Origin of the sequence: Amycolatopsis sp. Poz14, assembly GCF_006704225.1 — a bacterium.
Classification (GTDB): Bacteria; Actinomycetota; Actinomycetes; order Mycobacteriales; family Pseudonocardiaceae; genus Amycolatopsis; species Amycolatopsis nivea.
Window position 1 is genome coordinate 5,703,626 of record NZ_JACLHD010000001.1, and the last position, 22,837, is coordinate 5,726,462.

Genomic DNA, 22,837 nt, shown 5'->3' on the forward strand with positions numbered 1-22,837 from the left:
TCCCCTCACGTACCTCTGACCCCACCTCAAACCGCGCCCATGCCGCCGCCGGTTTCAGCCTCAGCTGAGGGCTCGCCCGATGGTTTCGGCGAGTTCGACGGTTCGGGCCGCGTAGCCCCATTCGTTGTCGTACCAGCCGAAGACCTTGACCAGATGGCCCTCGGCCTTGGTCAGGCCGGCGTCGAAGATGCACGACGCGGGGTCGCCGATGATGTCGCGCGACACCAGAGGTGCTTCGGAGTAGCGGAGGATTCCCTTGAGCGGCCCGTCGGCGGCCTGGGCGAACGCGCGGTTGAGCTCGTCCGCGGTGACGTCCCGCTCGAGTTCCACGGTCAGGTCGGTGAGCGAACCGTCCTCGACCGGGACCCGGATCGCGACCCCGTCGAGCTTGCCCGCCAGCGCCGGGAGGACCTCGCCGATCGCCCGTGCGGCTCCGGTGCTCGTCGGGATCAGGTTCACCGCGGCCGACCGGGCCCGCCGCGGGTCCCGGTGCGGGCGGTCGAGCAGGGCCTGGTCCCCGGTGTAGCTGTGGATCGTGGTGAGCAGCCCGCGCCGGATGCCGAACGCTTCGTGCAGCACCTTGACCATCGGCGCGGCGCAGTTCGTGGTGCACGAGGCGTTGGAGACCACGTCGTGGCGGGCCGGGTCGTAGTCGCCGTCGTTGACGCCGAGCACCAGCGTCGCGTCGAGTCCCTTGCCCGGCGCGGAAACGATCACCTTCCGCGCGCCCGCCGCGAGGTGCCCGGCGGCCGCCTCGCGGGTGCGGAAGCGGCCGGTCGATTCGATCACGACCGACACGCCGAACTCGTGCCACGGCAGCTTCGCCGGTTCGGTCTCGGACGTCACCTGCACGGTCCGGTCGCCGACCTCGATCGCGTCGCCGATCACCCGCACCGGCAGCCGCAGCGGACCGTAGGTGGAGTCGTGCGCGAGCAGGTGGGCGAGAGCGTCCGGGGTGGTGACGTCGTTGACCGCGACCACTTCGACCGGGCTGTCCGGCCGTTCCAGGACACGGCGCAGGAAATCGCGGCCGATACGGCCGAATCCGTTGATGCCGACTCGAACGGTCATGGTTTCTCCATCAGGGTGTCGGTGTTCCGGTGAGTGATTTCGGGACCGTGGCGGAAAGCGGCTCGTCCGGCGCGGAGGGGAAGGCCGAGCCGGAACCGGGCGGAAAGCGCGGTCTCGGCGAGCCGTGCGCCGGCGCGCCAGAGGACGCTGGTGCTGGCCCAGTACCGGGCCGACGCCTCGTCGACGTGCGCGGGATCGCCGCCGGGGGAGAGCGGAATCTGGGCGAAGGCGGCGTCGTCGAGCATGTCCAGCACGTGCCGCACGACCGGGACGCGCCGGGCGGACAGCTGCGCCCCGGTCCGATGGGCGATAATCGCCGCGGCGACCGCGTCGGCCTGCAGCAGGGCGAGATGTCCCAGCTTCAGCGGAAAGTCCCCAGCGTCGCCGGGCGCGTAGACCTCCGGGCGCCCAGTCACCGCGCGAGTGTCCGGGTCGCACCTCAGGAACCCTCGGTCGTCGGCAGGCAGTCCGGCGTAGCCGACGGAAGCAACCTGCGGAGGGAACGCGACGAGCACGTCGAATTCCCGGACGGAGCCGTCGGCGAACACGGCGCTGCGCTCGGCCGCCTCGGCGAGCGTCGACGCGGTGCGGCTGTCGATGCCGCGCGCTTCGAACTGCCGGGACACAAGTGCGTGCAGCTTGGGGCCGAAGGCCTGGACGTAGGTCTCTTCGCAGGTGTCGAAGGCGATCTCCACGTTGTCGCGGATTTGCTTGCGGCGCAGCCAGGTGTCGAGCATCAGCGCGAGCTCGTACAGCGGTGCCGCGCAGTGATTGCCCGGCGGCAGCGCGAAAAGCACTCGCTGTGCTCGGCCGTGCCGGGCGTTCTGGGCCATCCAGCGCAGATCCTCGCCGAGCCGGTGCAGCGCGCCCGGAGTCGCGATCGAGTGCGCGTGTTCGGCGACCCCGGGGATCTCCTCCGGCCTGCTCGCCGCTCCGGTGGCGACGACGAGCCGGTCGTAGGCCATCGGCCCGCGGGAGGTGTGCACCTGCCCGCGGTCGAGGTCGATCCCTTCGGCGGTCGCGATCACCGTGGCGATGCCGCGCCGCCGGAACGCGCGGTGCAGCGGAACGTGCAGCGGTTCTTCGGCGGCTCCGAACGGCAGCCGGACCGTTCCGGGGCGGAACAGGAAATCGTCGCGTTCGGACACCACGGTGACGCCCACGTCGTCCTCGCTCGCCCGGGCGCGGAGCCGGAACGCTGTTTCCAGCCCGGCGAAACCGCTGCCCAGAACGACGACCTCGGTGCGTGCCATGCTGTCTCCTCCCTTGCGTTCCCGCCCACCGTGCCCGCGCTCGCCGGAGGTGCGGCAGGGACGTTGGCGGGCAGGGCGGGGGACGTTCGTCATCCGGTCACGAGCACTGCGCGAGATGTGCGAGGGCGGTTTCCACCGTGTCGGCCGGTGTTCTGGTCGTGTCGAGCGGGAACGCCGAGGGCCACGGCGCGGCGTCTTCCGCCATTTCGCGGGAGACGGCGGGCCCGGCGTCGGACAGCGATCCGGTCCGGGTCGTCAACCTGCGCTCGCGCAGGGCATCCGGCGCGGTGCAGCGCAGCGCGCACAGTCTGCTGCCGGACTGTCCCGCGACGGCGGCGATGGCTTCTCTTTCGTGCGCGGAGGTCCATGACGCGTCGAGAACGACGCTCTCGCCGAGCCCGAGCAACGCGGCTGTGCGCCGGGCGAGTTCGGAGTAGGTCAGCGCGGTCCACTGAGGCGTGTAAATCCCGTGCCGGTAGTCCGCCGGCGCGTGGCGTTCCGGGTCGATTCCGGCGATTTCCTTGCGGATCCGGTCGCTCTGCAGCAGGGTCGCGCCGAGCGCGTCGGCGATGCGGGCGGCCACAGTGGACTTTCCCGAACCGGGCAGACCGCCGACCAGCACCGTTCTGACCTCGCCCGCGCGGAGATGGCGAAGCGTCGTTTCCGCGTACGCGCGAGCGAGCTCCGCGGCCGCCGGATCCCCTTGCGAGTGCCGGAGACAGGCGACCTTCACCCGCACGAACGCGCGGTAGGCGAGATAGTGGTGCCGCAGTGCCGGCGGAGCGTTGTCCCCGGAGAATTCGGCGTACGCGGCGAGCAGTTCGGCAGCGAGTGCGGGAGCGCCGAGCCGTTCGAGGTCCATCGCGAGGAACGCGACGTCGTCCAGTCCGTCGACGTACCGGAGATGGTCGTCGAATTCCAGGCAGTCGAGCACACGCGGGCCGTCTTCGAGGCAGAAGATGTCGTCGGCGATCAGGTCGCCGTGGCCGTCGACGACCCGGCGCTCGGCGATGCGGCGGGCGAAGAGCGGAGCGCGCCCGGCGAGGAACACGTCGGTGCGGCTCTCGATTTCCTTGGCGGTCGCCGCGTCGAGCACGACCCCGTGGAACGGCCGCACCTGGTCGAAGCTCGCGTGCCAGCGGAGGCGCACCGCGTCGCGCGTGCCGTCGGCGTCGATCTCGAGGCCGCGGTGCGCGCCCGCGTGGAAGGCCGCGAGCAGCCGGGCGAGCGAGCGGATGACCGGTCTGAGCGGTTCGCCGCGCCGCACCAGCTCGGAGAGCCTCCGGTCGTCCGGCATCCGGCGCATCGCCACGAGATGGTCGCAGACCGCGCCGTCCGGGCCGGTCACGGCGGCGACCCCGAGGTAGACGTCGGGCGCGAGCCTGCGGTTGAGCTCGACCTCGCGGCGGCACACCCGCTCGCGCACCCCCGGATCGGTGAAATCGAGGAAGCCGAGGTCGACGGGTTTCTTGAGTTTCCACGCCCGGTCTCCGGCGAAGAACACCGCGCCGCTGTGCGTCTCCCGCGCTCCGGCCCACGGTTGGGTTTCGGTCATGCCGCCCACCCTCGTGGCCGCGCGGGCGGGCCGGAAAGGGTGCTTGGTCCTCCCGGAGGTGCCGTTGGGCCCGGGCAGCCCAGCCGGGGACCTTGGTCCCTTGACCCGATGGCTTGCGGCCGGAGCGCGGAGCGGGCCGGACGGGGTTGGCTCAGGTGGTCCGCTACGACAGGAGTGACCGCCATGGAGAAGACAGCCGCCGCGACCGGCTGCCGGTCCGGCGAGTGGACGCTCGCCGAAGCGGAGGTGCTGGGCCGCTCGGTGCTGCGCGCCCCCTCGGTGCACAACACGCAGCCCTGGCGGGTCGAACTCGTCGACGGCGCGGTTCTGCTGCGGGAGCGCACCGACGTCGCACTCCCGCAGCACGATCCCCTCCGCCGCGACCTGGCGATGTCCTGCGGGACCGCGCTGGCGAACCTCGAGCTGGCCGTGCGGGTGCTCGGCAGGCGGGCGGAAGTCGCCGTGCTGCCGGACCCGGAGCAGCCCGACCTCGTCGCGCGGGTCGAGTCGGCGGAGCCGTTGCCGCCGACGGATCAGGAACTGCAGCGGTACGGGGCGATCATGGTGCGGCGCAGCCACCGCGGGGCGTTCACCGGACTGCCGGTCAGCGCGCAGCAGACCGCGCGGGTCGCCGCGGCCGCCGTGACGACCGGGGTAACGGCGACGCGACTGGGCGCGATGGAGCGGCTGGCGAAGCTCTTCGAACATGCGGCGCATGCGCTTCAGCACGACGGCGCCTACCAACGCGAACTCGCGCTCTGGACGATCCGGGACGAGACCGCGCACCGGCACGGGGCGGGAATCCGGTTCTCCGCGCTGCCGCCCGGCGAACTCCCGTGGGCCGGGCTGGTGCGGCGGGCGACGGTCGTGCCGGACCCGGTCGTGCTGCGGGAACGGCTCGAGGCCGAGACTCTGCTGCTGTTCACGACCGCCGACGACGCGCGCATCGACCACATCCGCGCCGGGTACGCGCTGGAGCGCTGCTGGCTCGAAGGGGTGACCCTCGGTCTCGCCGGCGCGGTGCTGACCCAGCCGTTGCGTGTGCCGGAAGTGCGTTCGGCGCTGTGCGAGGACTACCAGCTCGCGGGTTTCCCGCAGGCGCTGCTGCGGCTGGGACGCACGACCCGGGTAGCGCCGTCGAGCCTGCGCCGCGGCGTGGCTGAAGTCCTCGGACCGAAGTGGCGGGAGCGGTGATGAACACCGACCCGGTTCTGGTCGGCGTCGACGGGAGCGAGTCCGCCGCGGCGGCTGTCCGGTGGGCGGCGCGCGAGGCGGTCTTGCGGCACGTTTCGCTGACCGTGCTCACGGCTTTCGGGTTCGCGGACGGCAGCTTCGCCGGCGGCCGGTATCCGCCGGTGGACTGGCTGGAGGCGAAGGAAGCCGTCGCGGAGGATCTGCTGCGCACCGTCCGGGAGGACCTCGCGGCGGTTGAACCGGGGGTCCGGATCGCGTTCGAGACGAGCCCGGCGGGGCCTGAGGCGGCGCTGCGGGAAGCCTCGGAGAAGGCGCAGCTGCTGGTGCTCGGCGCACCGACCGGAACCCTGTCCGGGCTTCTCGCGGGCTCGCCGGACATCGACCTTGCCGCGCACGCGCACTGTCCGGTCGTGGTGGTTCGCGGCTCGGTCCGCCCGGACGGCCCGGTCGTCGTCGGAGTCGACGGCAGCCCGCTCAGCGACGCGGCGGTTGCCTGTGCTTTCGAGGAGGCCGCGGTGCACGGCGTGCCGCTGGTCGCGGTGCACGCCTGGCTCGACGCCGACCGCACCCGGCTGTTCGGCGACCGTGCTTTCCCGTTCGAGGCACGGGAAGCCGAGCATCGCCTGCTGGCGCAACGACTGGCCGGCTACGGCTCGCTCTACCCGGACGTGCGCGTCGAGCAGATCGTCGAGCAGGACCGCCCGCGCGACCGGTTGCTCGAATGGAGCGCCCGGGCCTCGCTCGTGGTGCTGGGCAGCCGCGGCCGGGGCGGGTTCACGGGCATGGTGCTCGGCTCGACGAGCCACGCGCTGCTGCACCACGCCGGATGCCCGGTGCTGGTTGTCCGGTCCTCGGCGGCGCGACGCGGGCGTTGAGATCCCTCGCCGAGAAGGCGCCGCCCTGCTCCCGGCTGAGGCGCGCGTGATCGCCTCACGTATCTGAGTCCTGAGAAGCTCGCCCGGACCTGACGCACGGTGCCGAGAGGACATTGGTCCTTCCCGCCGGTGACCCCGGACCGGCGTGCCGAGGCGGCCTCGATGCCTATTTTCGAGGCAGCACAAGACAAGGACGGGCCGGAAGAACGGCGGAGGAGCGATGAAGACGATCACGACACCGGTTTCCGAGGTGATGACGGCCCGCCCGGTCTGCGCGCGGGCCGAGACGCCGGTGAAAGAAATCGCCGCGATGCTGGCTCGGGAGGGGATCAGCGCGGTCGCGGTGGTCGACCACGCCGGGACGCTCGTCGGCGTGGTGTCCGAAAAGGACTTGCTGCCGATGGTGCGGGGCGGCCGGTTCCGGTGGTGGCGCCGGAGGGACGCGCGGAAAGCCGGGGCGCGGAGCGCGCGCGAGGTGATGACGAGTCCGGTCGTCACGGTCGCCGCGGACGAGACCGTGTCCGAAGCGGCGGCCAAATTGGACAAGACCGGGCTGCGCCGGTTGTTCGTCGTCGAGGACGGCCGTCCGGCGGGGGTCGTCGCCCGGCGCGACGTGCTGCGCGCGCTGACTCGCCCGGACCCGGAGATCGAGCGCGACGTGGTGACCGGCGTCCTGTACGAGACGCTGCACCTCGGCCCGGACCGGGCGCGCGCCATGGTGCGCGCCGGAGTGGTGACCGTCGCCGGCCGGGTGGAGCGGCGCAGCGAGATCGCTCCGGTCACCCGGCTGATCGAAGCCGTCCCCGGCGTGGTCGCGGTCTGCAATGGCCTCGACTACGTCTGGGACGACGTCGCCTGACGCGAGTGGCCGCGAAACACGGGACGGCGCGGCTGCCCCGGGCGGTCTACGAGGCGGAGCTGGCGCGCCTGCAGATCGAACTGGTGAAACTGCAGGAATGGGTGCGCCACGAAGGAGCCCGGCTCGTCGTGGTGTTCGAGGGGCGCGACGCGGCGGGCAAGGGCAGCACGATCAAACGGTTCACCGAGCACCTGAACCCGCGCGTGGTGCGGATCGCCGCGCTGCCCCGGCCCACTGACCGGGAGTCCACCCAGTGGTACTTCCAGCGGTACGTCGCGCAGCTGCCCGCGGCCGGGGAAATCGTGCTGTTCGACCGAAGCTGGTACAACCGCGCGGGCGTCGAGCGCGTGCTCGGGTTCTGCACTCCTGAGCAGTACCAGCGATTCTTGCGGCAGTGCCCGATCCTCGAACGCCTGCTGGTCGAGGACGGGCTGCTGCTGCGCAAGTACTGGTTCTCGGTGAGCCGGGACGAACAGGAACGCCGCTTCCGAGCGCGGATCGAGGATCCGCTCCGCCGGTGGAAACTGTCCACAGTGGACCTCGAATCGGTGTCGAGGTGGGACGACTACTCGCGCGCCAAGGACGACATGTTCGTGCACACCGACACCCCCGACTGTCCGTGGTACGTCGTGGACGGCGACGAGAAACGGCGCGGCAGGCTCAACATGATCGCCCACCTCCTGGCCAGCGTGCCGTACCGGGAAATCCCGCCTCCGCCGGTGAAACTGCCGCCCCGTCCGCACGATTCCGGCTACGCCCGGACCGACCGGCGCTTGCTGCACGAGGTGCCGGACCACGCGGCGGACCTCGGGTGACGACATTCCGCTTTCGTCCCCGTGGGAAGGGACTTCGGGCTCTGACCCGCCCCGGCGCCCCCGCGTGACAGTGGAAGGGGCCGCCGGAACCGGCGGCGGAACGGGAGGCAAGCGGTGACCGCGAACAAGCCCGGCGGCGTAGTGCTCGCCGGGATCGACGAATCGGAGTCGGCTCTGGCCCCGGTCCGCTGGGCGGCCGCGGAAGCGAGGCGGCGGGATTGCCGGCTGGAGCTGTTCCACGCCGGGATCGGCGACACCGTCGACGTTTCCGGGAAGGTCGCGGAGCAGAAGGCGGACGAGCTGTTCGGCCGCGCGCACCGCTGGCTGACCTGGGCCGCGGAGGCGGCCGAGAACGCGGCGCCGGGAGTGCGGACCCAGGTGGTCGCCCGCGTCGGGTTCGCGGCCGACCTGCTGATCGAACGCTCCCGGTCGGTGTCGCTGGTCGTGCTCGGTTCGCACGGGCTCGGCGGGCTGCGCGGCGCGGCGATCGGCTCGGTCGCCTTGCGCGTCGCGGCGAGCGCGTCCTGTCCGGTGGTGGTCGTGCGCGGGCGAGCGGTTCCCGACGGCGCGGTCGTGGTCGGCGTGGACGGGGACGAGCGCGTTCTCGAATTCGCCTTCGACGCGGCAGCGAGCAGGAAGGCGGAGCTGGTCGCGGTGCGCGCTTGGCACGGGACGCCGTTCGACGAGCCCGGGCGCCCCGAGACGGAGGAACGCGCGCTGCGCGAGCACATCGCCGCCTGGGCGGAGAAATACCCGTCGGTCGAGGTCCGCACGCTGGCGGTGCGGGAGCGTTCGGCCGCGCGGGCGCTGATGGCCGTCGAGCCCGCGCAGCTGGCCGTGATCGGCAGCCGCGGCCGCGGCCCGGTCGCGGGCGGGCTGCTCGGGTCGACCGGGAACCGGCTGCTGGCGCACTCGGCGTGCCCGGTCGCGGTGGTGCACTGAGCCGCCAGTCCCACGAGGAGCGAGGAGAAAGCCGTGCGAGCACGGGACATCATGACCCGGCCGGTGGTCCGGGTCGGACCGGGAACGCCGGTCCGCGAGGCGATCGCGCTGCTCACCGAGCACTGTGTCGCGGCGCTGCCAGTGGTCGACGAGGGCAACCGGGTCGTCGGCATCTTCACCGAGGCGGACGCGCTGGCCGGCGTGCTGACCGGCGAGCCGGTCGCCCCCGAGCTGCGGGTGGACGCCGTGATGACCAAATCGGTCGAGACCGTCGACCTCGACGCCGACGGGAGCGACATCGCCGCGCGGATGCTGCTCGACCGGTTGCGCAGTGTCCCGGTAGTCGACGACGACGGGCTGGTCGGGATCGTGAGCCGCCGCGACCTGCTGGCGTCGCTGGTCCGCCGCGACGACGCGATCGCGTCCCGGCTGCGCGCGCTGCTGAGCGACTACGCCGGGCACCGGGACCGGTGGGACGTGTCCGTCGCCGGCGGAGCGGTGACCGTCCGCGGCGAGTTCGCCGACGAAGCCGAGCGCCGCTTGGTAACGGCTCTCGCGCGGACCGTCGAAGGCGTGGTGGCAGCAGAGCTTTGCCCGCCGCGGAGAGCGTGAGACCGAGGAGGAGAAATGCACGCACAGCCCGGTGACTGGCTGGTGGTCAAAGGCGTCCGGCTCGATCTTCCGGAGCAGCGCGGCCGGATCGTCGCGACCGGAAAACCGGACGGCAGCCCGCCGTTCACGGTGCGCTGGCTCGCCGACGACCGGGTCACGACGGTGTTCCCCGGATCGGACGCGGTCGTGCTCACCGAAACCGAGATAGCCGAACAGGACCGGAAGGAACGCAGCCGGTTCGAGCGGCTGCGCGCGCTGCGGCGGGCCAAGAGAGGAGCGCATGATGCGCGCACCTGACGAACGCGTGGTAGTGGCCGGGATCGACGGTTCCGAGTCGGCGCGCAACGCCGCCGTGTGGGCGGCCGGGGAAGCACACCACCGGGGCGCGCCGCTGCGGCTGGTGCAGGCGTACCTGATTCCGTCGCCGGGCATCACCGGTCCGTTCGTGGCCGGCGTGCGCACCGGGTTCCAGGGACAAGCGGAGACCTGGCTCGACGAGGCCGAAGCCGCGGTACGGCGGCAGTGGCCCGCGCTGCGGGTGCGGCGGGTCGTCGCCGAGGGAAACCCGGTCGCCGTGCTGCTGCGGGAAAGCCGCGGCGCGGAGCTCGCGGTGCTGGGTTCGCGCGGGCTCGGCGGATTCACCGGCCTGCTGGTCGGATCGACGGCCGTGGCGCTGGCGGCGCACGCGCTGTGCCCGGTAGTGGTCGTGCGCGGGCGCATGCCGGACGATGTCCCGCCCGCGGCCGGACCGGTCGTGGTCGGACTGGACGGAGCGGCCGACAGCGACGACGCGCTCGGGTTCGCCTGTGCCGAAGCGGCCGCGCGGAAGACGTCGCTCACCGTTGTGCACACCTGGAACGAACTGACCCTGGACGGGTCGCTGCGGGCCATGGAGATCGTGCCGGACGAGATCGAGGCGGGCGAACGCTGCCGGATCGAGGGCCAGCTGGCCCTGTGGCGGGAGAAGTTCCCGGACCTGCGGATCGACGTCGAGATCGTGCGCGGGCGGCCGGTCCGCACCCTGCTGGAGTACGGCGAAGACGCCCAACTGGTCGTCGTCGGCAGCCGCGGCCGGGGCGGATTCACCGGGATGCTGCTCGGCTCCACCAGCCAGGCCCTGCTCGCCCACTCGACCTGCCCGGTGGCGGTCGTGCGGCCGAGGAGCCTGCCGTGAGCGCGTTGCGCGGCCGGGCCGCGCAACGGGTGCTCGCGACCTACGAGACGGTATTCGCGGCGAGTGCGCTGGTCGGCGGAATCTGCCTGATGGCAGGCGCCCCGGGATTCCGGCTGCCGCTGTCGGCCCTCGTGCCGCTCGGGCTGTCCAGCTGGGCGCTGCCCGGGCTGGCGCTCGTGATCGCGATCGGCGGCACGCTCGCCTGGGCCGCGTTCGCGGCGTGGCGCGGGGATCCGGGGGCGCATTGGTTCGGATACGCCGCGAGCGTCGTGCTCGTCGGCTGGCTGGCGATTCAGTTCGTCGTGCTGGGATTCCGCGAGCCGGTGCAGTGGGTGACGCTCTCCCTGGCCGTGGTGCTGGTCCTGCTGAGCAGGCTCGCGCAGCGGGCGGTGCGGTCGTGACCCGCGCGGCGCGGCCGGTGACGTACTACGACACGACCGGCCTGCGGTTGCGGCGGAACGGAATGGCGATCAGCCGCACGGGCAGCGCGTGGCAGCTCGATCTCGGCGACGGCCGGGGATGCCGGGTCGAGGCTCCCGGCGTGGACCAGGTGCCGCACGAGCTGTCGCGGCTGGTCCGCGCGTACAGCCGGGACCTGGAACTGGTCCCGGTGCCAAGGCAGGACGGCACCGGACAGGGCGCGGGCGAGGAGTCTGGCACGGCCCGGCAGGTGGTGCTCGCCTACCTGGAACGCGAGGTCGGAGCACTCGCGCGCGCCGACCTCGCGGTGCGGCTGGAAGAGCCCGAGGGCGTGCACGACCTGCGAGTGGCCGCCCGGCAGATCCGGGCCACACTGAGGACTTTCGCGCCGGTGCTCGGCGGAAGGCTCGCCGGGAGGTTCGGGCCGGCGTTGCGCTGGCTCGGCGCGAGTGCAGGACCGGCCAGAGACGTCGAGGTGCAACGGGCCCGGTTCTTCGCCGCGTTGGACAAGCTGCCGTCCGATGCGGTCGAGGACGAGGTGCGCGTAGCCGCGGAGCAGGTTTTCACCGCGCAGGCGGAGGAAGCCGCCGCCGAGTGCGCGGTCGTCCTCGACTCGCCGCGGTACCTGCAACTGCTGAACGCACTGGACGTGTTCCTGGTCGTGCTGCGCGAGCAAAGCACTGGTGCGCAAGGGAAACGCGCGCGACGACCGGCAGAGAAGGTGCTTCCGGAACTGGTCTGGAGGGTGGTCGCGGAAACCGATGCGCGCGTCGGCACGGGAGACGTGCACGCAGTACGCAAGAGCGTGAAACGGCTCCGGTACGCCGTCGAGGCGGCGGGCGCGGCGCTGCCGGTCGAGCAGGCCCAGGTACTGAAGCGCCTGCGGGCACTGCAGGAACTGCTCGGCGAGTACCAGGACGCTGTGGTCGCGCAGGACAGGCTGAGGCCGCTTGTCGAGGCAGGCGAGGGGACGCGGGCCCACGCCCTGGTGCTGGAAGCCGAGATCCGCTGCGCCCAGCAGTGCGCCGAGGCGCTTCCCGCGGCGTGGCGCGAGGCGTACCGGCAACTGGCGCCGCTGCGGCGCAGATGACGTTGGTCCTTCGCACCGGTGACTCCGGACCGGCGTGCCAGACCGGTTCCGTTGCCTATTTTCGAGGCAGCACAAGGAAAGGACGGACCTGATGCGCGCACGCGATCTGATGTCCGCACCGGTCGAGACGGTGCATCCGTGGACTCCCGCCAAGGAGGCGGCCGAAATCCTGTCCGAACACGGCTTCACCGCGCTGCCGGTGGTGGACGACGACGACCGGTTGACCGGCATCGTCACCGAGGCGGATCTGATCCGCGGCCGGATCCCGTCCGACGCGCGGTCGGAGCACCTGCACCCGTACCACCCGGGCGCGATCGACACGGCGGTCGGCGCGGTGATGACGTCTCCGGCGACGGCGATGTCGTCCGGCACCGACGTCGCCGACCTGTGCCAGGCGCTGGTGGACGCGCGGATCCGGGCGATGCCGATCGTCGACGGCAGCAGGGTGATCGGCATCGTGACGCGCGGCGACGTCGTGCGCGTGCTCGCCCGGGAAGACCGCGCGATCGCCGCGGACGTGCGGCATCGGCTGGAGATTTACGGCGGCACGGGCCGCTGGGAGGTCGAGGTGCACGACGGGATCGTGCGGATCGCCGACCGCTACGACGACGAAACCGATCGCCACGTCGCGACGTTGCTGGCACTGGCGGTGCCCGGCGTGGTCGGAGCGGACATCGTGTCCGCGGAACAGGAAGTGGGACGATGACTGACCGGACTCGCACGGTGCTCGTAGGGATCGACGGCTCGGAGGGGGCGGCGGAAGCCGTCCGATGGGCCGCTCGGCTCGCCTCGGGCCGCGATCTCGAACTGGAGCTGGTGCACTGCCTGCAGCTGGCGGGGCTCGTCTACGGCGGCGGTCTCGCCGGCAGCCAGGTGCTCTTCGAGGGCATCCAGCAGGAGGGAGACCGCATCGCGGCCGAGGCGCGCGAGCTGGCACTGTCCGTGGACCGCTCGCTCGAGGTCCGCACCGAGGTGTTCACCGATTCCGCGCCGGCCCTGCTGATCGACCGCTCCAAGAAGGCCCGGATGCTCGTGCTCGGCCGCACCGGGACCGGCGGCTTCACCGGCATGCTCGTCGGAGCCACGACCTCGGCGGTCGCAGGCCACGCCGCCTGTCCGGTGGCGGTGATCCGCGGGCGCCACGGCGACGGCCCGGTGCCGCAGGACGGCCCGGTGGCGGTCGGCGTCGACGGCAGCCCGAACAGCGAGGCGGCGATCGCGGTCGCGTTCGAGGAGGCCAGTTTCCGGCAGGTCCCGCTGGTCGCGGTGCACGCCTGGGCCGACGTGGTCTACGACTCGACCGACAGCGCGGCGCGGCTCCTCCCGCAGTGGGAAACCCTGCAGCCCACTGAGGAACGACTGCTGGCGCAGCGGCTCGCGGGCTGGCAGGAGAAGTACCCGGACGTCGAGGTACAGCGGAAGCTCGTCCGCGACCGGCCGCGGCACGTGCTGCTCGACGAGTCCGACCGGGCGCAGCTGCTGGTCGTCGGCAGCCGCGGGCGCGGCGGGTTCGCCGGGATGCTGCTGGGCTCGACCAGCCAGGCCCTGGTGCACCACTCCTCGTGCCCGGTGCTCGTGGTGCGGCCGGAGCGGAACCGGTGACCGCGGTCGACGCTCCCGCGGCAACGCTCAGCAGGCAGGAACTCGCGCAGGTCGACGCCCAGTGGCGCGCCGCGAACTACCTCGCCGCGGGGCAGATCTACCTGATGGGCAACCCGCTGCTGCGGGAACCGCTGGAGCCGGGGCAGGTCAAGCCCCGGCTCCTCGGGCACTGGGGCACCTCGCCCGGCCTGAACTTCGTCTACGCCCACCTCAACCGCGCGATCCTGGCCCACGACCTCGACGCGATGTTCGTGACCGGCCCGGGACACGGCGGCCCGGCGCTGCTGGCGAGCACCTGGCTGGAGGGCAGCTATTCGGAGCTGTGGCCGGAGGTCTCGCGCGACGCCGAGGGGATGGACCGGTTGTTCCGGCAGTTCTCGTTCCCCGGCGGGGTGCCGAGCCACGTGTCCCCGCACGTGCCGGGGTCGATCCACGAGGGCGGCGAACTGGGGTACTCGCTCGCGCACGCGTTCGGCGCCGCGTTCGACAGCCCGGGCCTGCTCGTCGCGTGCGTCGTCGGCGACGGAGAGGCGGAGACCGGACCGCTGGCGACCAGCTGGCAGGCGAGCCGGTTCCTCGACCCGCGCCGCGACGGCGCGGTGCTGCCGATCCTGCACCTGAACGGCTACAAGATCGCGAATCCGACGGTGCTGTCCCGGATCCCGCCGTCCGAATTGGACTCGCTGCTGCGCGGCGCGGGCTGGGCCCCGGTGTACGTCGAGGGCGACGAGCCGGTGGCGATGCACCAGGCGATGGCCGCCGCGCTCGATGCGGTGGTCGCCGATCTGGCCCTGCTCCGCCGCGGCGGCGCGGGACCGTGGCCGATGATCGTGCTCCGGTCGCCGAAAGGCTGGACCGGACCGGCCACAGTGGACGGTCAGCAGGTCGAAGGGACCTGGCGGGCGCACCAGGTGCCGCTGACCCAGGTCCGGGAGAATCCGGCGCACCTGCGGCAGCTGGAAAACTGGCTGCGGTCCTACCGGCCGGAAGAGCTGTTCGACACCGCCGGCCGCCCGACCGCCGCGGTCACTGCCCTCATTCCGGCCGGTGCGCGACGGATGGGCGCGAACCCGCACGCGAACGGCGGCGTGCTGCTGCGCCCGCTTTCGCTGCCGTCGGTCGCCGAACACGCCGTGCCGGTCTCGGCCGCGGGGGAGAGCACCTCGGAGCCGACCCGGGTGCTGGGCCGCTTCCTCCGGGAAGTGTTCCGCCGCAACGCCGAACGCGCGAACTTCCGGCTGTTCGGACCGGACGAAACCGCCTCGAACCGGCTCGACGCGGTGTACGACGTGACCGCGAAAACCTGGGAACTGCCGCCCGGCCCGCCGTCCGACCACCTCGCGCCGGACGGGCGCGTCATGGAGGTGCTCTCGGAACACCTCTGCCAGGGCTGGCTCGAGGGTTACCTGCTCAGCGGCAGGCACGGGCTGTTCTCCTGCTACGAGGCCTTCGCGCACATCGTGGACTCGATGGTGAACCAGCACATCAAATGGCTGCGCATGCACCGCGAAATCCGGTGGCGGCGGCCGGTGGCGTCGCTGAACTACCTGCTGACCTCGCACGTCTGGCGACAGGACCACAACGGTTTCTCCCACCAGGACCCCGGTTTCGTGGACCACGTGGCGAACAAGGCCCCGGAGGTTGTGCGGGTGTACTTCCCGCCGGACACCAACACGCTCCTGGAAGTGGCCGCGCACTGCCTGCGCAGCCGGGACTACGTGAACGTGGTGGTCGCGGGCAAGAACGAGACGCCCGACTGGCTCGACCCGGAGGAAGCCGCGCTGCATTGCGCACGGGGCCTCGGCATCTGGGAATGGGCCAGCACGCACGCGGACCGGGAACCGGACGTCGTCCTCGCGTGCGCGGGCGACGCCCCGACCCTGGAAATCCTCGCGGCGGCCGCGATCCTGCGCGAGGAACTGCCTTCGCTGGCGGTCCGCGTGGTGAACGTGGTGGACCTGATGCGGCTGCAACCGGAAGCCGAACACCCGCACGGCCTGAGCGACTGGGAGTTCGACGCGCTGTTCACCCCGGACCGCCCGGTGATCTTCGCCTACCACGGTTACCCGTGGCTGATCCACCGGCTGGCCTACCGCCGGACGAACCACGCCGGCCTCCACGTCCGCGGCTACACCGAACACGGCACGACGACCACGCCGTTCGACATGCTGGTGCGCAACCGGATGGACCGGTTCCAGCTCGTGATCGACGTCCTGGACCGCGTCCCGGGACTGCTCGCGACGACCGGCCCGCTGCGGCAGCGGATGACGCGCTCGCAGGAACGGCACCGGCGGTGGATCGTCGAGCACGGGGAGGATCTGCCCGAGGTGCGGGAATGGCGGTGGCCTGGGCAGTAATCGTCCGGCTGAGCTGCTCGGCGGGTGTGCGGGTTTCCGTGCACCCGCCGCGTGGCATGGGCGTACGCCAGCTGCTTTGGCGCGGTTGCCGTCATTGCGGCTGGTCGGAGGTGGGTCTCCTGACGGTCGGAGGCGGCCATGGCAAGGCGGCGCCGGGCCTGCGGTAGAGCTCTGCGACAAGCGGCTTGCCCCATGCCTGAAGCACGACGCAATCCAGATGCACCGGGTGCGGGCGACCGCCCAGTCCGTGTTGCCATAGCGCGTCGAACAGCCAGAAATCGAGCGGGCACGCGAAGCCGTCGCTGTCGGGAGCTCCGGCGGAGATCAGCAGGATGCGGTTCTCCGGAACGTCCTTCTTGGCGATGATCTCTTTGACCAGCGTTTGCGCCTCGATCAGCCGGAACTCGGCCTGTGCGGCGCCGACGACCGTGACCGGATCGCCGGTTGAGACAGCGGAACGTTCCGCACGCACCTTGAGTCCGGCGAATTCCCCGTAATCCCCGCCGGACAGATCAAGTGTCGTAGGCAGTCCTTCGGCGGCGAGCCGGTTCGAGTCGAGATTGCCGCCCATGAACCCACGGTCCTCGCGAAGCGCCGTGACGACCTGTTCGGCGACGTCGGTGCGGCGGGTGCCAGGAGGCAGCGCCCGGTCGAGGTCGAAGGCAGCGATCACGATTGTGCGGCCGGCGAGGTGCGCGAAGCCGGACGGCTCGTCATGCAACCGCTCATGGACCAGCCGGGCCAGTTTCCGTACTCCGCCGAGCCGGGTCCGGAGCTGCTGCACCGTCAGAACCGTGAGTTCGAGCGGGTACTCAGTTCCGTCGACGGCAAGGATCCGGTCTGGCGGGTCGGTGCCCGGACGGACGCCGACCGGGCCGGGCACGATCTGGTTGAACGCCAGCGCGGTGAGCCATGCCCACAGCTGGAGGTCTTCGAGCGTGTCTTTTTCGTATCCTGCGCCCGGCAGGACCCGGTGGTCTGCCTGGGAAGTCGGGATGTGATAGATCGGGTCGTCCGGATTCCCGTCGTGCCCGACAAACGAGACGTCCATTCCCTCGATCCTAAGCGCGAGATCCCTCCCGTGCCTCCGACCCGGCTCGCGCCGGAATCCGGTACTCCGCCACCCCGCGAAACTCTCCAGGCCGGTGCGTCGCGATCAGCACGGACCGGGCCCGCGTCGCGGCGAGGACATCGGCCGCGAGAGCCGCCGCGGTCGGCGCGTCGAGATGTGCGGTCGGTTCGTCGAGAAGCAGGATCGGACGCGCGGACAGCAATGCCCGCGCGATGCCGATGCGCTGGCGTTCTCCGCCGGAGACCGGTGTTCCGTGCAGGCCGAGCGCGGTGTCGAGGCAGTCCGGCAGGCTGGCGAGCCAGGCACCGAGTTGGGCCAGCTCCAGGGCGGCCCGGATCTCGTCGTCGGACGCGCCGGGCCGGGCCAGACGCAGATTTTCGCGCAGCGTGTTGTCAAAAAGGTGAGTTTCGGTGCCGCACCAGGCGATCTGCGCGCGGACGGCGTCGCTGGGGAAGCTGCGCGTGTCGGCTCCGTCGAGGAGGATTTCGCCGGACGACGGGTCGAGATAGCGCATCAGCGCGGCGATGACGGTGCTCTTTCCGGCCCCCGAAGGCCCGGTGAGCAGGAGCCGGGAGCGGTGGCCGACGGTGAAGTCGACGTCCTGCACCGCGTCGCGCGGGGAAGCGGGCCAGCGGACCGACAGGTTCGCCGTGGCGAGGTTGTCGGCGGTGCGGAGGTCCTGCGGGCTGGCCGGTTCGCTGTACGGGGCCGGCGTCTGATCGAGTGCGGCGAGCCGTTGCGCGGCGGTGTGGCTGCCGAGAAGGCGTAGCGCGGACTCGGGAAGCCCGGCGACGAGTTCGGCGGTCGCGAGCGGAGTCAGGGCGAGCACAGCCAGGGCGGGACCGGAGAGCGTTCCGGCTCGCACAGCCAGAATTCCGAGCACGAGACACGCGACGGCGGTGAAACCCACTCCCAGCACGGCAATTCCGCTGCCGAGACCGCGGCGGGAGGCGGACCGGCGCGCCGCGGCGGTCGCGCGGGCGTCGAGTTCGCGCAGGTCGGCGTGCCGGGCGTGGGCGGCGTCGAAGGCGAGAAGGTCGGCTGAGGCGTGCAGCAATTCCACCGTGCGGGCGCTGAGTTCGCTGCGCAGCCGCGCGGTGTCTCGTTCGGCCCGGCGGGTGGCGACGGCGGTGACCGCCGGCGCCACGATCGCGGCGATTGCGAGACCCGCCGCGGCGGCGATGCCGGCGGCCGGGAGGAGGAAGCCGAGGGTGGTGGCGGTCGCGGCGAGCACGGCGAACGTGGCGGTGCCGGGCACGAGGCCGCGCACCACGAGGTCCTGCTGGCTGTCCACATCGGACACCAGACGGTGCAGCAGTTCGCCGCGGCGGAGGCGGGCAGTGACGGCGGGGCCGATCCGCACGAGCCGGGTCCACACGCGCACGCGGAGTTCGGTCAGCACGCGGAGGGCGACGTCGTGGGTGAGCAGTCGTTCGACGTAGCGGAGAACTCCCTTGGCCAGCCCGAAGGTCCGGACGGCGACGATCGCGACCATCAGGCTCAGCACCGGCGGGTGCAGGGCGGCGGTCGCGATGAGCCACGACGAGGTCGAGGTGAGCGCGACGCCGCAGCCGAGCGCCGCGGTCGCGATGACACAGGCCAGCGCCAAGCGCAGTCGGTGCCGGCGCAGCGCGGCCAAGAGCGGCCGCCAGGTGCCCGGCGGACTGTCCGGTTCGGACTCGGCGAGCACTGGAACCGGGGGCGGAGCGGCGGTGGGCGCAGCGGTAGCGGGAGAGGCGGCCGGCCGAGCGGCGGGCACGGTCACGACCCGGTCGCAGAGGGCGAGCGCGGCGGAATGGTGGGTGACGACGATCGCCGTCCGCCCGTTCAGCACCGCCGGGAGCCGGTCGAGGATCGCGGCCTCGGTTTCGGCGTCGACGCCTTCGGTGGGCTCGTCGAGCAGCAACAGCGGACGGTCGAGCAGGATCGCTCGGGCCAGCGCGACGCGCCGGACCTGCCCGGTGGAGAGGCCGGAACCCAGTTCGCCGACCGCCGTGTCGAGCGGGACGTCGAGCGCGGCGGCGGTGGCTGCCGCGCGGACCTCGGCTTCGCTCGCGTGCGGGGAACCGAGCCGGATGTTCTGCGAGACCGACCCGGCGACCAGATGCGGCCGTTGCGGGACCCAGGAAATGCCGCGGCGCCAGGTCGCCTTGCCGACGTCGGCGAGATCGGTTTCCCCCGCGACGACCCGGCCGCGGTCCGGCTCGCGCCAGCCCAGCACCAGGTCCAGGAGCGTCGATTTCCCCGCCCCGCTGGGGCCGACGATTCCAACGACCTCTCCGGGCGCGACGGTCAGCGAGAACCCGTCGAGGACCGGCCCGGACCGGCCGGTCACGGTGACGTCTTCGAGGCACAGCACGCCGTGCGCGCGTGCGGGTGCGGCGTGCTGCTCCTCGGGGGCCTCGTCGGTGAGCGCGACGATGTCCTCCGCGGCGGCGAGCCCTTCGGCGCTGTCGTGGAAGCGGGTGCCGACCGCGCGGAGCGGGAGATACGCCTCCGGGGCGAGGATCAGTACGACGAGCGCGGTGTGCAGGTCCAGGTCCCCAGCGAGCAGCCGCAACCCGATGGACACGGCGACGACCGCGACCGAAAGCGTGGCGAGGAGTTCCAGCGCGAGCGCCGAGAGGAACGCCACCCGCAGCGTCCGCATGGTCTGCGTCCGGTAGCGCTCGCAGATGTCCCGCAGCGTCGCGCGTTGTGCGCGGGCGCGGCCGAACGCGGTCAGGACTCCCAGCCCGGCGACGAGGTCGAGGAAATGGTCGCCCAGCACGGAAAGCGTGCGCCATTGCCGGCGGACGTCGCGTTGGGTGAACAGTCCGATGAGGATCATGAACGCCGGGATCAGCGGCACGGTGAGCGCGACGATGAGCGCCGCGGTCCAGTCGGCGAACAGAATCCGGGCGCCGACGACCGCGGGCACGATCGCGGCGACGAGCAGCTGCGGGAGGTAGCGGGCGAAGTATCCGTCCAGCCGGTCGACGCCGTGCGTGGCCAGCGCGGCGATTTCGGCGGGGGAGCGCGTAGTCGAGCGTGGTCCGGCCCTTAGCGCCGCACCGACGACAGCGTCGCGCAGTTGCGACAACGCCTTCGCCGATGCCCGGTGCGCAGCCGTCTCGGACAGCCAGGCGACCCCGGCACGCACGAGGACCACTCCGGCCAGCAACGCCACCGGAACAGCGAGTGCGGAAAGTGTCGCTCCGTCGAGGAAAGCTCGCGAAACACTGTCGGCCAGCAATTCCGCCTGGGCCAGCACGAGCAGCGCGGTCAGTCCGCCGAGCGCGGCGCAGCCGGCGATGAACGGCCGCACCGCGCTCGCCAGTCGCAGCAGGCGAGGGTCGAGCGGCCGCATCAGTGCGCGCTCGGGAGTCCGGCGCCGGCCGGGATGGAGTGCCGCCCGACCCGCTTGCGGAACACCCAGTACGTCCAGGCTTGGTAGGCCAGCACGATCGGGGTGAACGCGAGCGCGACCCAGGACATGATCTGCAGCGTGTAGGGCGTCGAAGAGGCGTTCGCGGTCGTGAGGCTGAACGCCGGGTCGGTCGTGGAGGGCAGCACCGCCGGGTAGAGCGACCAGAACAGCGTGGCGGTGACCCCGACGATGGCCAGCGCGGTGCACAGGAACGAGAATCCGTCCCGGCCGCGGATGCCCAGCAGGATCCCGGCGGCGAGCGATACGGCCGCCGCGGTGGCGAAGACCCAGGTCCACAGGTCGTGGTCGAGCGCGGTCCAGGCGAGGAACCCGCCGCCGCAGAGCAGCGCGGCGGCGCCGAGCGGGGCGACGAGCGACTGTGCCCGGTCGCGCACCGGCCCGGTGGTCTTGAGCGCGAGGAAAACGGTGCCGTGCAAGGTGAACACGGTGAGCGTCGCGAGCCCGCCGAGGAGCGCGTACGGATTGAGCAGAGTGAAGAAGGTCCCGGTGAAGTGGTGCTGGGCGTCGAGCGGGACTCCGTGCACGATGTTGCCGAACGCGACGCCCCACAGCAGGGCGGGCACTGCGGAGCCGATCGTGATGACCCAGTCCCAGGTGTTGCGCCAGCGGGCACTGTCGATCTTGCCGCGGAATTCGAAGGCGACGCCGCGGCAGATGAGGGCCACCAGGACCACCAGCAGGGCCAGGTAGAAGCCGGAGAACAGACTCGCGTACCAGAGCGGGAAGGCGGCGAAGGTCGCGCCGCCCGCGACCAGCAGCCAGACTTCGTTGCCGTCCCAGACCGGGCCGATGGTGTTGATCAGCACCCGGCGGTCGGTGTCGTCGCGGCCGAGCACGCGCAGCAGGATTCCGACGCCGAAGTCGAATCCTTCGAGGACGAAGTAGCCGGTCCACAGGACCGCGATGAGCAGGAACCAGACGTCGGTCAGCGCCATCTAGATGCTCCGGGTTCAGTAGGCGAAGGCCGCGGGGCGCGGCTCGTCGGATTCGGGGGCGTCCGCGGCTTCGGGCGGCGGCGGCCCGGCTTTGGCGTAGCGGACCATCAGCACGCCGTCGACTACCGCGAGCACTCCGTAAAGGACGGTGAAGACGATCAGCGAGGTGAGCACGTTCCCGGCCGAGACGGTGGGCGAGACCGAATCGGCGGTGGTGAGCACGCCGAACACCGACCACGGCTGACGGCCCATTTCGGTGAAGATCCACCCGACGCTGTTGGCCAGGAAGGGAAACGACAGCGCGACGGTCGCGGCGGGAAGGAACCAGCGGGCGCGGGGGCTCCGGCCGCGGCGGAACAGCCACAGCCCGGCGGCCGACAGCAGCAGGCACAGGAACCCGAAGCCGATCATCAGCCGGAAGGTCCAGTAGGTCACCGGGACGTCGGGCCGGTAGTCGCCGGGGCCGTACTTCTGCTGTTCGGCGGCCTGGAGATTGTTGATGCCCTCGACCTGGCCGTCGAACCGCCCGGTCGCCATGAACGACAGCACGCCCGGGACGCGGATGCTGAACTTCTCCTGCGAACCGTCGAGCGAGCCGATGGTGAACAGCGAGAACGACGCGGGGGAGACGGTGTCGTAGAGCGCTTCGGCGGCGGCCATTTTCATCGGCTGCTGCTGAGTCATCAGCCGGGCCTGCAGGTCGCCGGTGACGATCACGCCGAGGCTCGCGACGAGCACGGTGACGAGGGCGAGTTTCATCGACGGCCGGAAGACGTCGGCGTCTCGCTTCTTTCGCAGCTGCCACGCGCTGATGCCGACCACGAACATGCCTCCGGTGAGGAAGCAGGCGGTAATCGTGTGCGCGAAGGCGCCGAGCGCGGTCGAGTTGGTCAGCACCGCGCCGAAGTCCTTCAGCTCAGCGCGCCCGGTCGCCGGGTTCACCTCGGAGCCGACCGGATGCTGCATCCACGAGTTCGCGGCGAGGATGAAGTAGGCCGACAGCACGGTCCCGATCGAGGCGAGCCAGATCGTGGCCAGGTGCAGCTTTTTCGGCAGCCGGTCCCAGCCGAAGATCCACAGGCCGAGGAACGTCGATTCCAGGAAGAACGCCAGCAGCCCCTCGATCGCCAGCGGGGCGCCGAAAATGTCTCCCACGAAGCTGCTGTAGTCCGACCAGTTCATGCCGAACTGGAACTCCTGGACGATGCCGGTCGCCACTCCCATGGCGAAGTTGATCAGGAACAGCTTGCCCCAGAACTTGGTCATCCGGCGCCAGCGATCGTCGCCGGTGCGGACCCACGCGGTCTGCATGCCAGCGACGAGGAAGGACAGGCCGATGGTGAGCGGGACGAAGAGGAAGTGGTAGACGGTCGTGATCCCGAACTGCCACCGCGCCAGGTCCAGGGCGTTCATGCGGATCTCCTGCTCGCTGCGGGAAAGGTCGTCGTGAGCATCCGGTGCGCGGGGCCGGCGGGGAGAGGGTCCTTGGTCATCTTCCGGGCGGTCGCAGGGCACTTCGGCTGCGCTTGACGGTGTTTCCGCGAGGCGGGAAACTCCCTGTGGTGCAAGGGCGCGCACATC

The 22,837-nt window shown here is 71.6% G+C and carries 20 protein-coding genes; 13 read left to right on the forward strand and 7 right to left on the reverse strand.

What is annotated here, in order from left to right:
- Positions 1 to 60 precede the first annotated feature (60 nt).
- The 3 genes from gap to FKO37_RS27035 all read right to left on the reverse strand — a co-directional run bounded on the left by gap (position 61) and on the right by FKO37_RS27035 (position 3,879).
- Positions 61 to 1,071 (reverse strand): type I glyceraldehyde-3-phosphate dehydrogenase, encoded by a 1,011-nt coding sequence (gene gap, locus FKO37_RS27025; protein WP_134734382.1) that lies wholly within the window; start codon positions 1,069 to 1,071, stop codon positions 61 to 63.
- Positions 1,068 to 2,324 carry an NAD(P)/FAD-dependent oxidoreductase gene (locus FKO37_RS27030; protein WP_238606308.1) on the reverse strand — a complete coding sequence of 419 codons (1,257 nt, stop codon included), beginning with the start codon at positions 2,322 to 2,324 and terminating at the stop codon, positions 1,068 to 1,070. Before FKO37_RS27030 ends, gap begins: the two co-directional genes overlap by 4 nt.
- A 97-nt stretch (positions 2,325 to 2,421) precedes the next feature.
- Complete coding sequence (locus FKO37_RS27035; RefSeq protein WP_134734384.1) at positions 2,422 to 3,879, reverse strand: AAA family ATPase; 1,458 nt, start codon at positions 3,877 to 3,879, stop codon at positions 2,422 to 2,424.
- A 183-nt stretch (positions 3,880 to 4,062) separates the two neighbouring features.
- On the opposite strand from FKO37_RS27035, the gene FKO37_RS27040 reads away from it, so the two are divergent.
- The 13 genes from FKO37_RS27040 to FKO37_RS27100 all read left to right on the forward strand — a co-directional run bounded on the left by FKO37_RS27040 (position 4,063) and on the right by FKO37_RS27100 (position 15,819).
- Positions 4,063 to 5,073 (forward strand): nitroreductase, encoded by a 1,011-nt coding sequence (locus tag FKO37_RS27040; protein WP_134734385.1) that lies wholly within the window; start codon positions 4,063 to 4,065, stop codon positions 5,071 to 5,073.
- Positions 5,073 to 5,948 carry a universal stress protein gene (locus tag FKO37_RS27045; RefSeq protein WP_134734386.1) on the forward strand — a complete coding sequence of 292 codons (876 nt, stop codon included), beginning with the start codon at positions 5,073 to 5,075 and terminating at the stop codon, positions 5,946 to 5,948. The genes FKO37_RS27040 and FKO37_RS27045 overlap by 1 nt, the downstream gene beginning before the upstream one ends.
- A gap of 220 nt (positions 5,949 to 6,168) precedes the next feature.
- A complete protein-coding gene (locus FKO37_RS27050; protein ID WP_134734387.1) occupies positions 6,169 to 6,807 on the forward strand; it encodes a CBS domain-containing protein in 639 nt (212 codons plus the stop codon).
- Positions 6,808 to 6,812: 5 nt separating this feature from the next.
- Positions 6,813 to 7,622, forward strand: coding sequence for a polyphosphate kinase 2 (ppk2, locus tag FKO37_RS27055; RefSeq protein WP_238606309.1), 810 nt, complete (start codon positions 6,813 to 6,815; stop codon positions 7,620 to 7,622).
- Between the two features lie 114 nt (positions 7,623 to 7,736).
- Complete coding sequence (locus FKO37_RS27060; RefSeq protein WP_238606310.1) at positions 7,737 to 8,564, forward strand: universal stress protein; 828 nt, start codon at positions 7,737 to 7,739, stop codon at positions 8,562 to 8,564.
- 33 nt (positions 8,565 to 8,597) lie between these two features.
- The gene (locus tag FKO37_RS27065; RefSeq protein ID WP_134661417.1) at positions 8,598 to 9,176 is read left to right on the forward strand and encodes a CBS domain-containing protein; all 579 of its coding nucleotides are present in this window, start codon (positions 8,598 to 8,600) and stop codon (positions 9,174 to 9,176) included.
- 15 nt (positions 9,177 to 9,191) lie between these two features.
- A complete protein-coding gene (locus FKO37_RS27070; protein WP_134661416.1) occupies positions 9,192 to 9,473 on the forward strand; it encodes a DUF1918 domain-containing protein in 282 nt (93 codons plus the stop codon).
- A complete protein-coding gene (locus FKO37_RS27075; protein WP_238606311.1) occupies positions 9,460 to 10,350 on the forward strand; it encodes a universal stress protein in 891 nt (296 codons plus the stop codon). The genes FKO37_RS27070 and FKO37_RS27075 overlap by 14 nt, the downstream gene beginning before the upstream one ends.
- The gene (locus FKO37_RS27080) at positions 10,347 to 10,751 is read left to right on the forward strand and encodes a hypothetical protein (RefSeq protein WP_134734393.1); all 405 of its coding nucleotides are present in this window, start codon (positions 10,347 to 10,349) and stop codon (positions 10,749 to 10,751) included. Before FKO37_RS27075 ends, FKO37_RS27080 begins: the two co-directional genes overlap by 4 nt.
- Entirely contained in the window at positions 10,748 to 11,860 is a 1,113-nt protein-coding gene (locus tag FKO37_RS27085) for a CHAD domain-containing protein (protein WP_238606312.1), read from the forward strand. Before FKO37_RS27080 ends, FKO37_RS27085 begins: the two co-directional genes overlap by 4 nt.
- A 91-nt stretch (positions 11,861 to 11,951) precedes the next feature.
- Positions 11,952 to 12,566, forward strand: coding sequence for an HPP family protein (locus tag FKO37_RS27090; protein ID WP_238606313.1), 615 nt, complete (start codon positions 11,952 to 11,954; stop codon positions 12,564 to 12,566).
- On the forward strand, positions 12,563 to 13,462 hold the full coding sequence (locus FKO37_RS27095; RefSeq protein ID WP_238606315.1) for a universal stress protein: 900 nt from the start codon (positions 12,563 to 12,565) through the stop codon (positions 13,460 to 13,462). Before FKO37_RS27090 ends, FKO37_RS27095 begins: the two co-directional genes overlap by 4 nt.
- On the forward strand, positions 13,459 to 15,819 hold the full coding sequence (locus tag FKO37_RS27100) for a phosphoketolase (RefSeq protein ID WP_238606317.1): 2,361 nt from the start codon (positions 13,459 to 13,461) through the stop codon (positions 15,817 to 15,819). The genes FKO37_RS27095 and FKO37_RS27100 overlap by 4 nt, the downstream gene beginning before the upstream one ends.
- A gap of 91 nt (positions 15,820 to 15,910) precedes the next feature.
- Here FKO37_RS27100 and FKO37_RS27105 read toward each other — a convergent pair whose 3' ends face one another.
- From FKO37_RS27105 to FKO37_RS27120, 4 genes are read right to left on the reverse strand one after another with little or no spacing between them, the layout of a single operon-like run.
- Positions 15,911 to 16,870: a hypothetical protein gene (locus FKO37_RS27105; protein WP_238606318.1), complete on the reverse strand. Its 960-nt coding sequence runs from the start codon at positions 16,868 to 16,870 to the stop codon at positions 15,911 to 15,913.
- 10 nt (positions 16,871 to 16,880) lie between these two features.
- On the reverse strand, positions 16,881 to 20,240 hold the full coding sequence (cydD, locus tag FKO37_RS27110; RefSeq protein ID WP_238606320.1) for a thiol reductant ABC exporter subunit CydD: 3,360 nt from the start codon (positions 20,238 to 20,240) through the stop codon (positions 16,881 to 16,883).
- Positions 20,240 to 21,256, reverse strand: coding sequence for a cytochrome d ubiquinol oxidase subunit II (cydB, locus tag FKO37_RS27115; protein WP_238606321.1), 1,017 nt, complete (start codon positions 21,254 to 21,256; stop codon positions 20,240 to 20,242). Before cydB ends, cydD begins: the two co-directional genes overlap by 1 nt.
- Positions 21,257 to 21,271: 15 nt before the next feature.
- Positions 21,272 to 22,669, reverse strand: coding sequence for a cytochrome ubiquinol oxidase subunit I (locus FKO37_RS27120; protein ID WP_238606322.1), 1,398 nt, complete (start codon positions 22,667 to 22,669; stop codon positions 21,272 to 21,274).
- Positions 22,670 to 22,837: the final 168 nt, after the last annotated feature.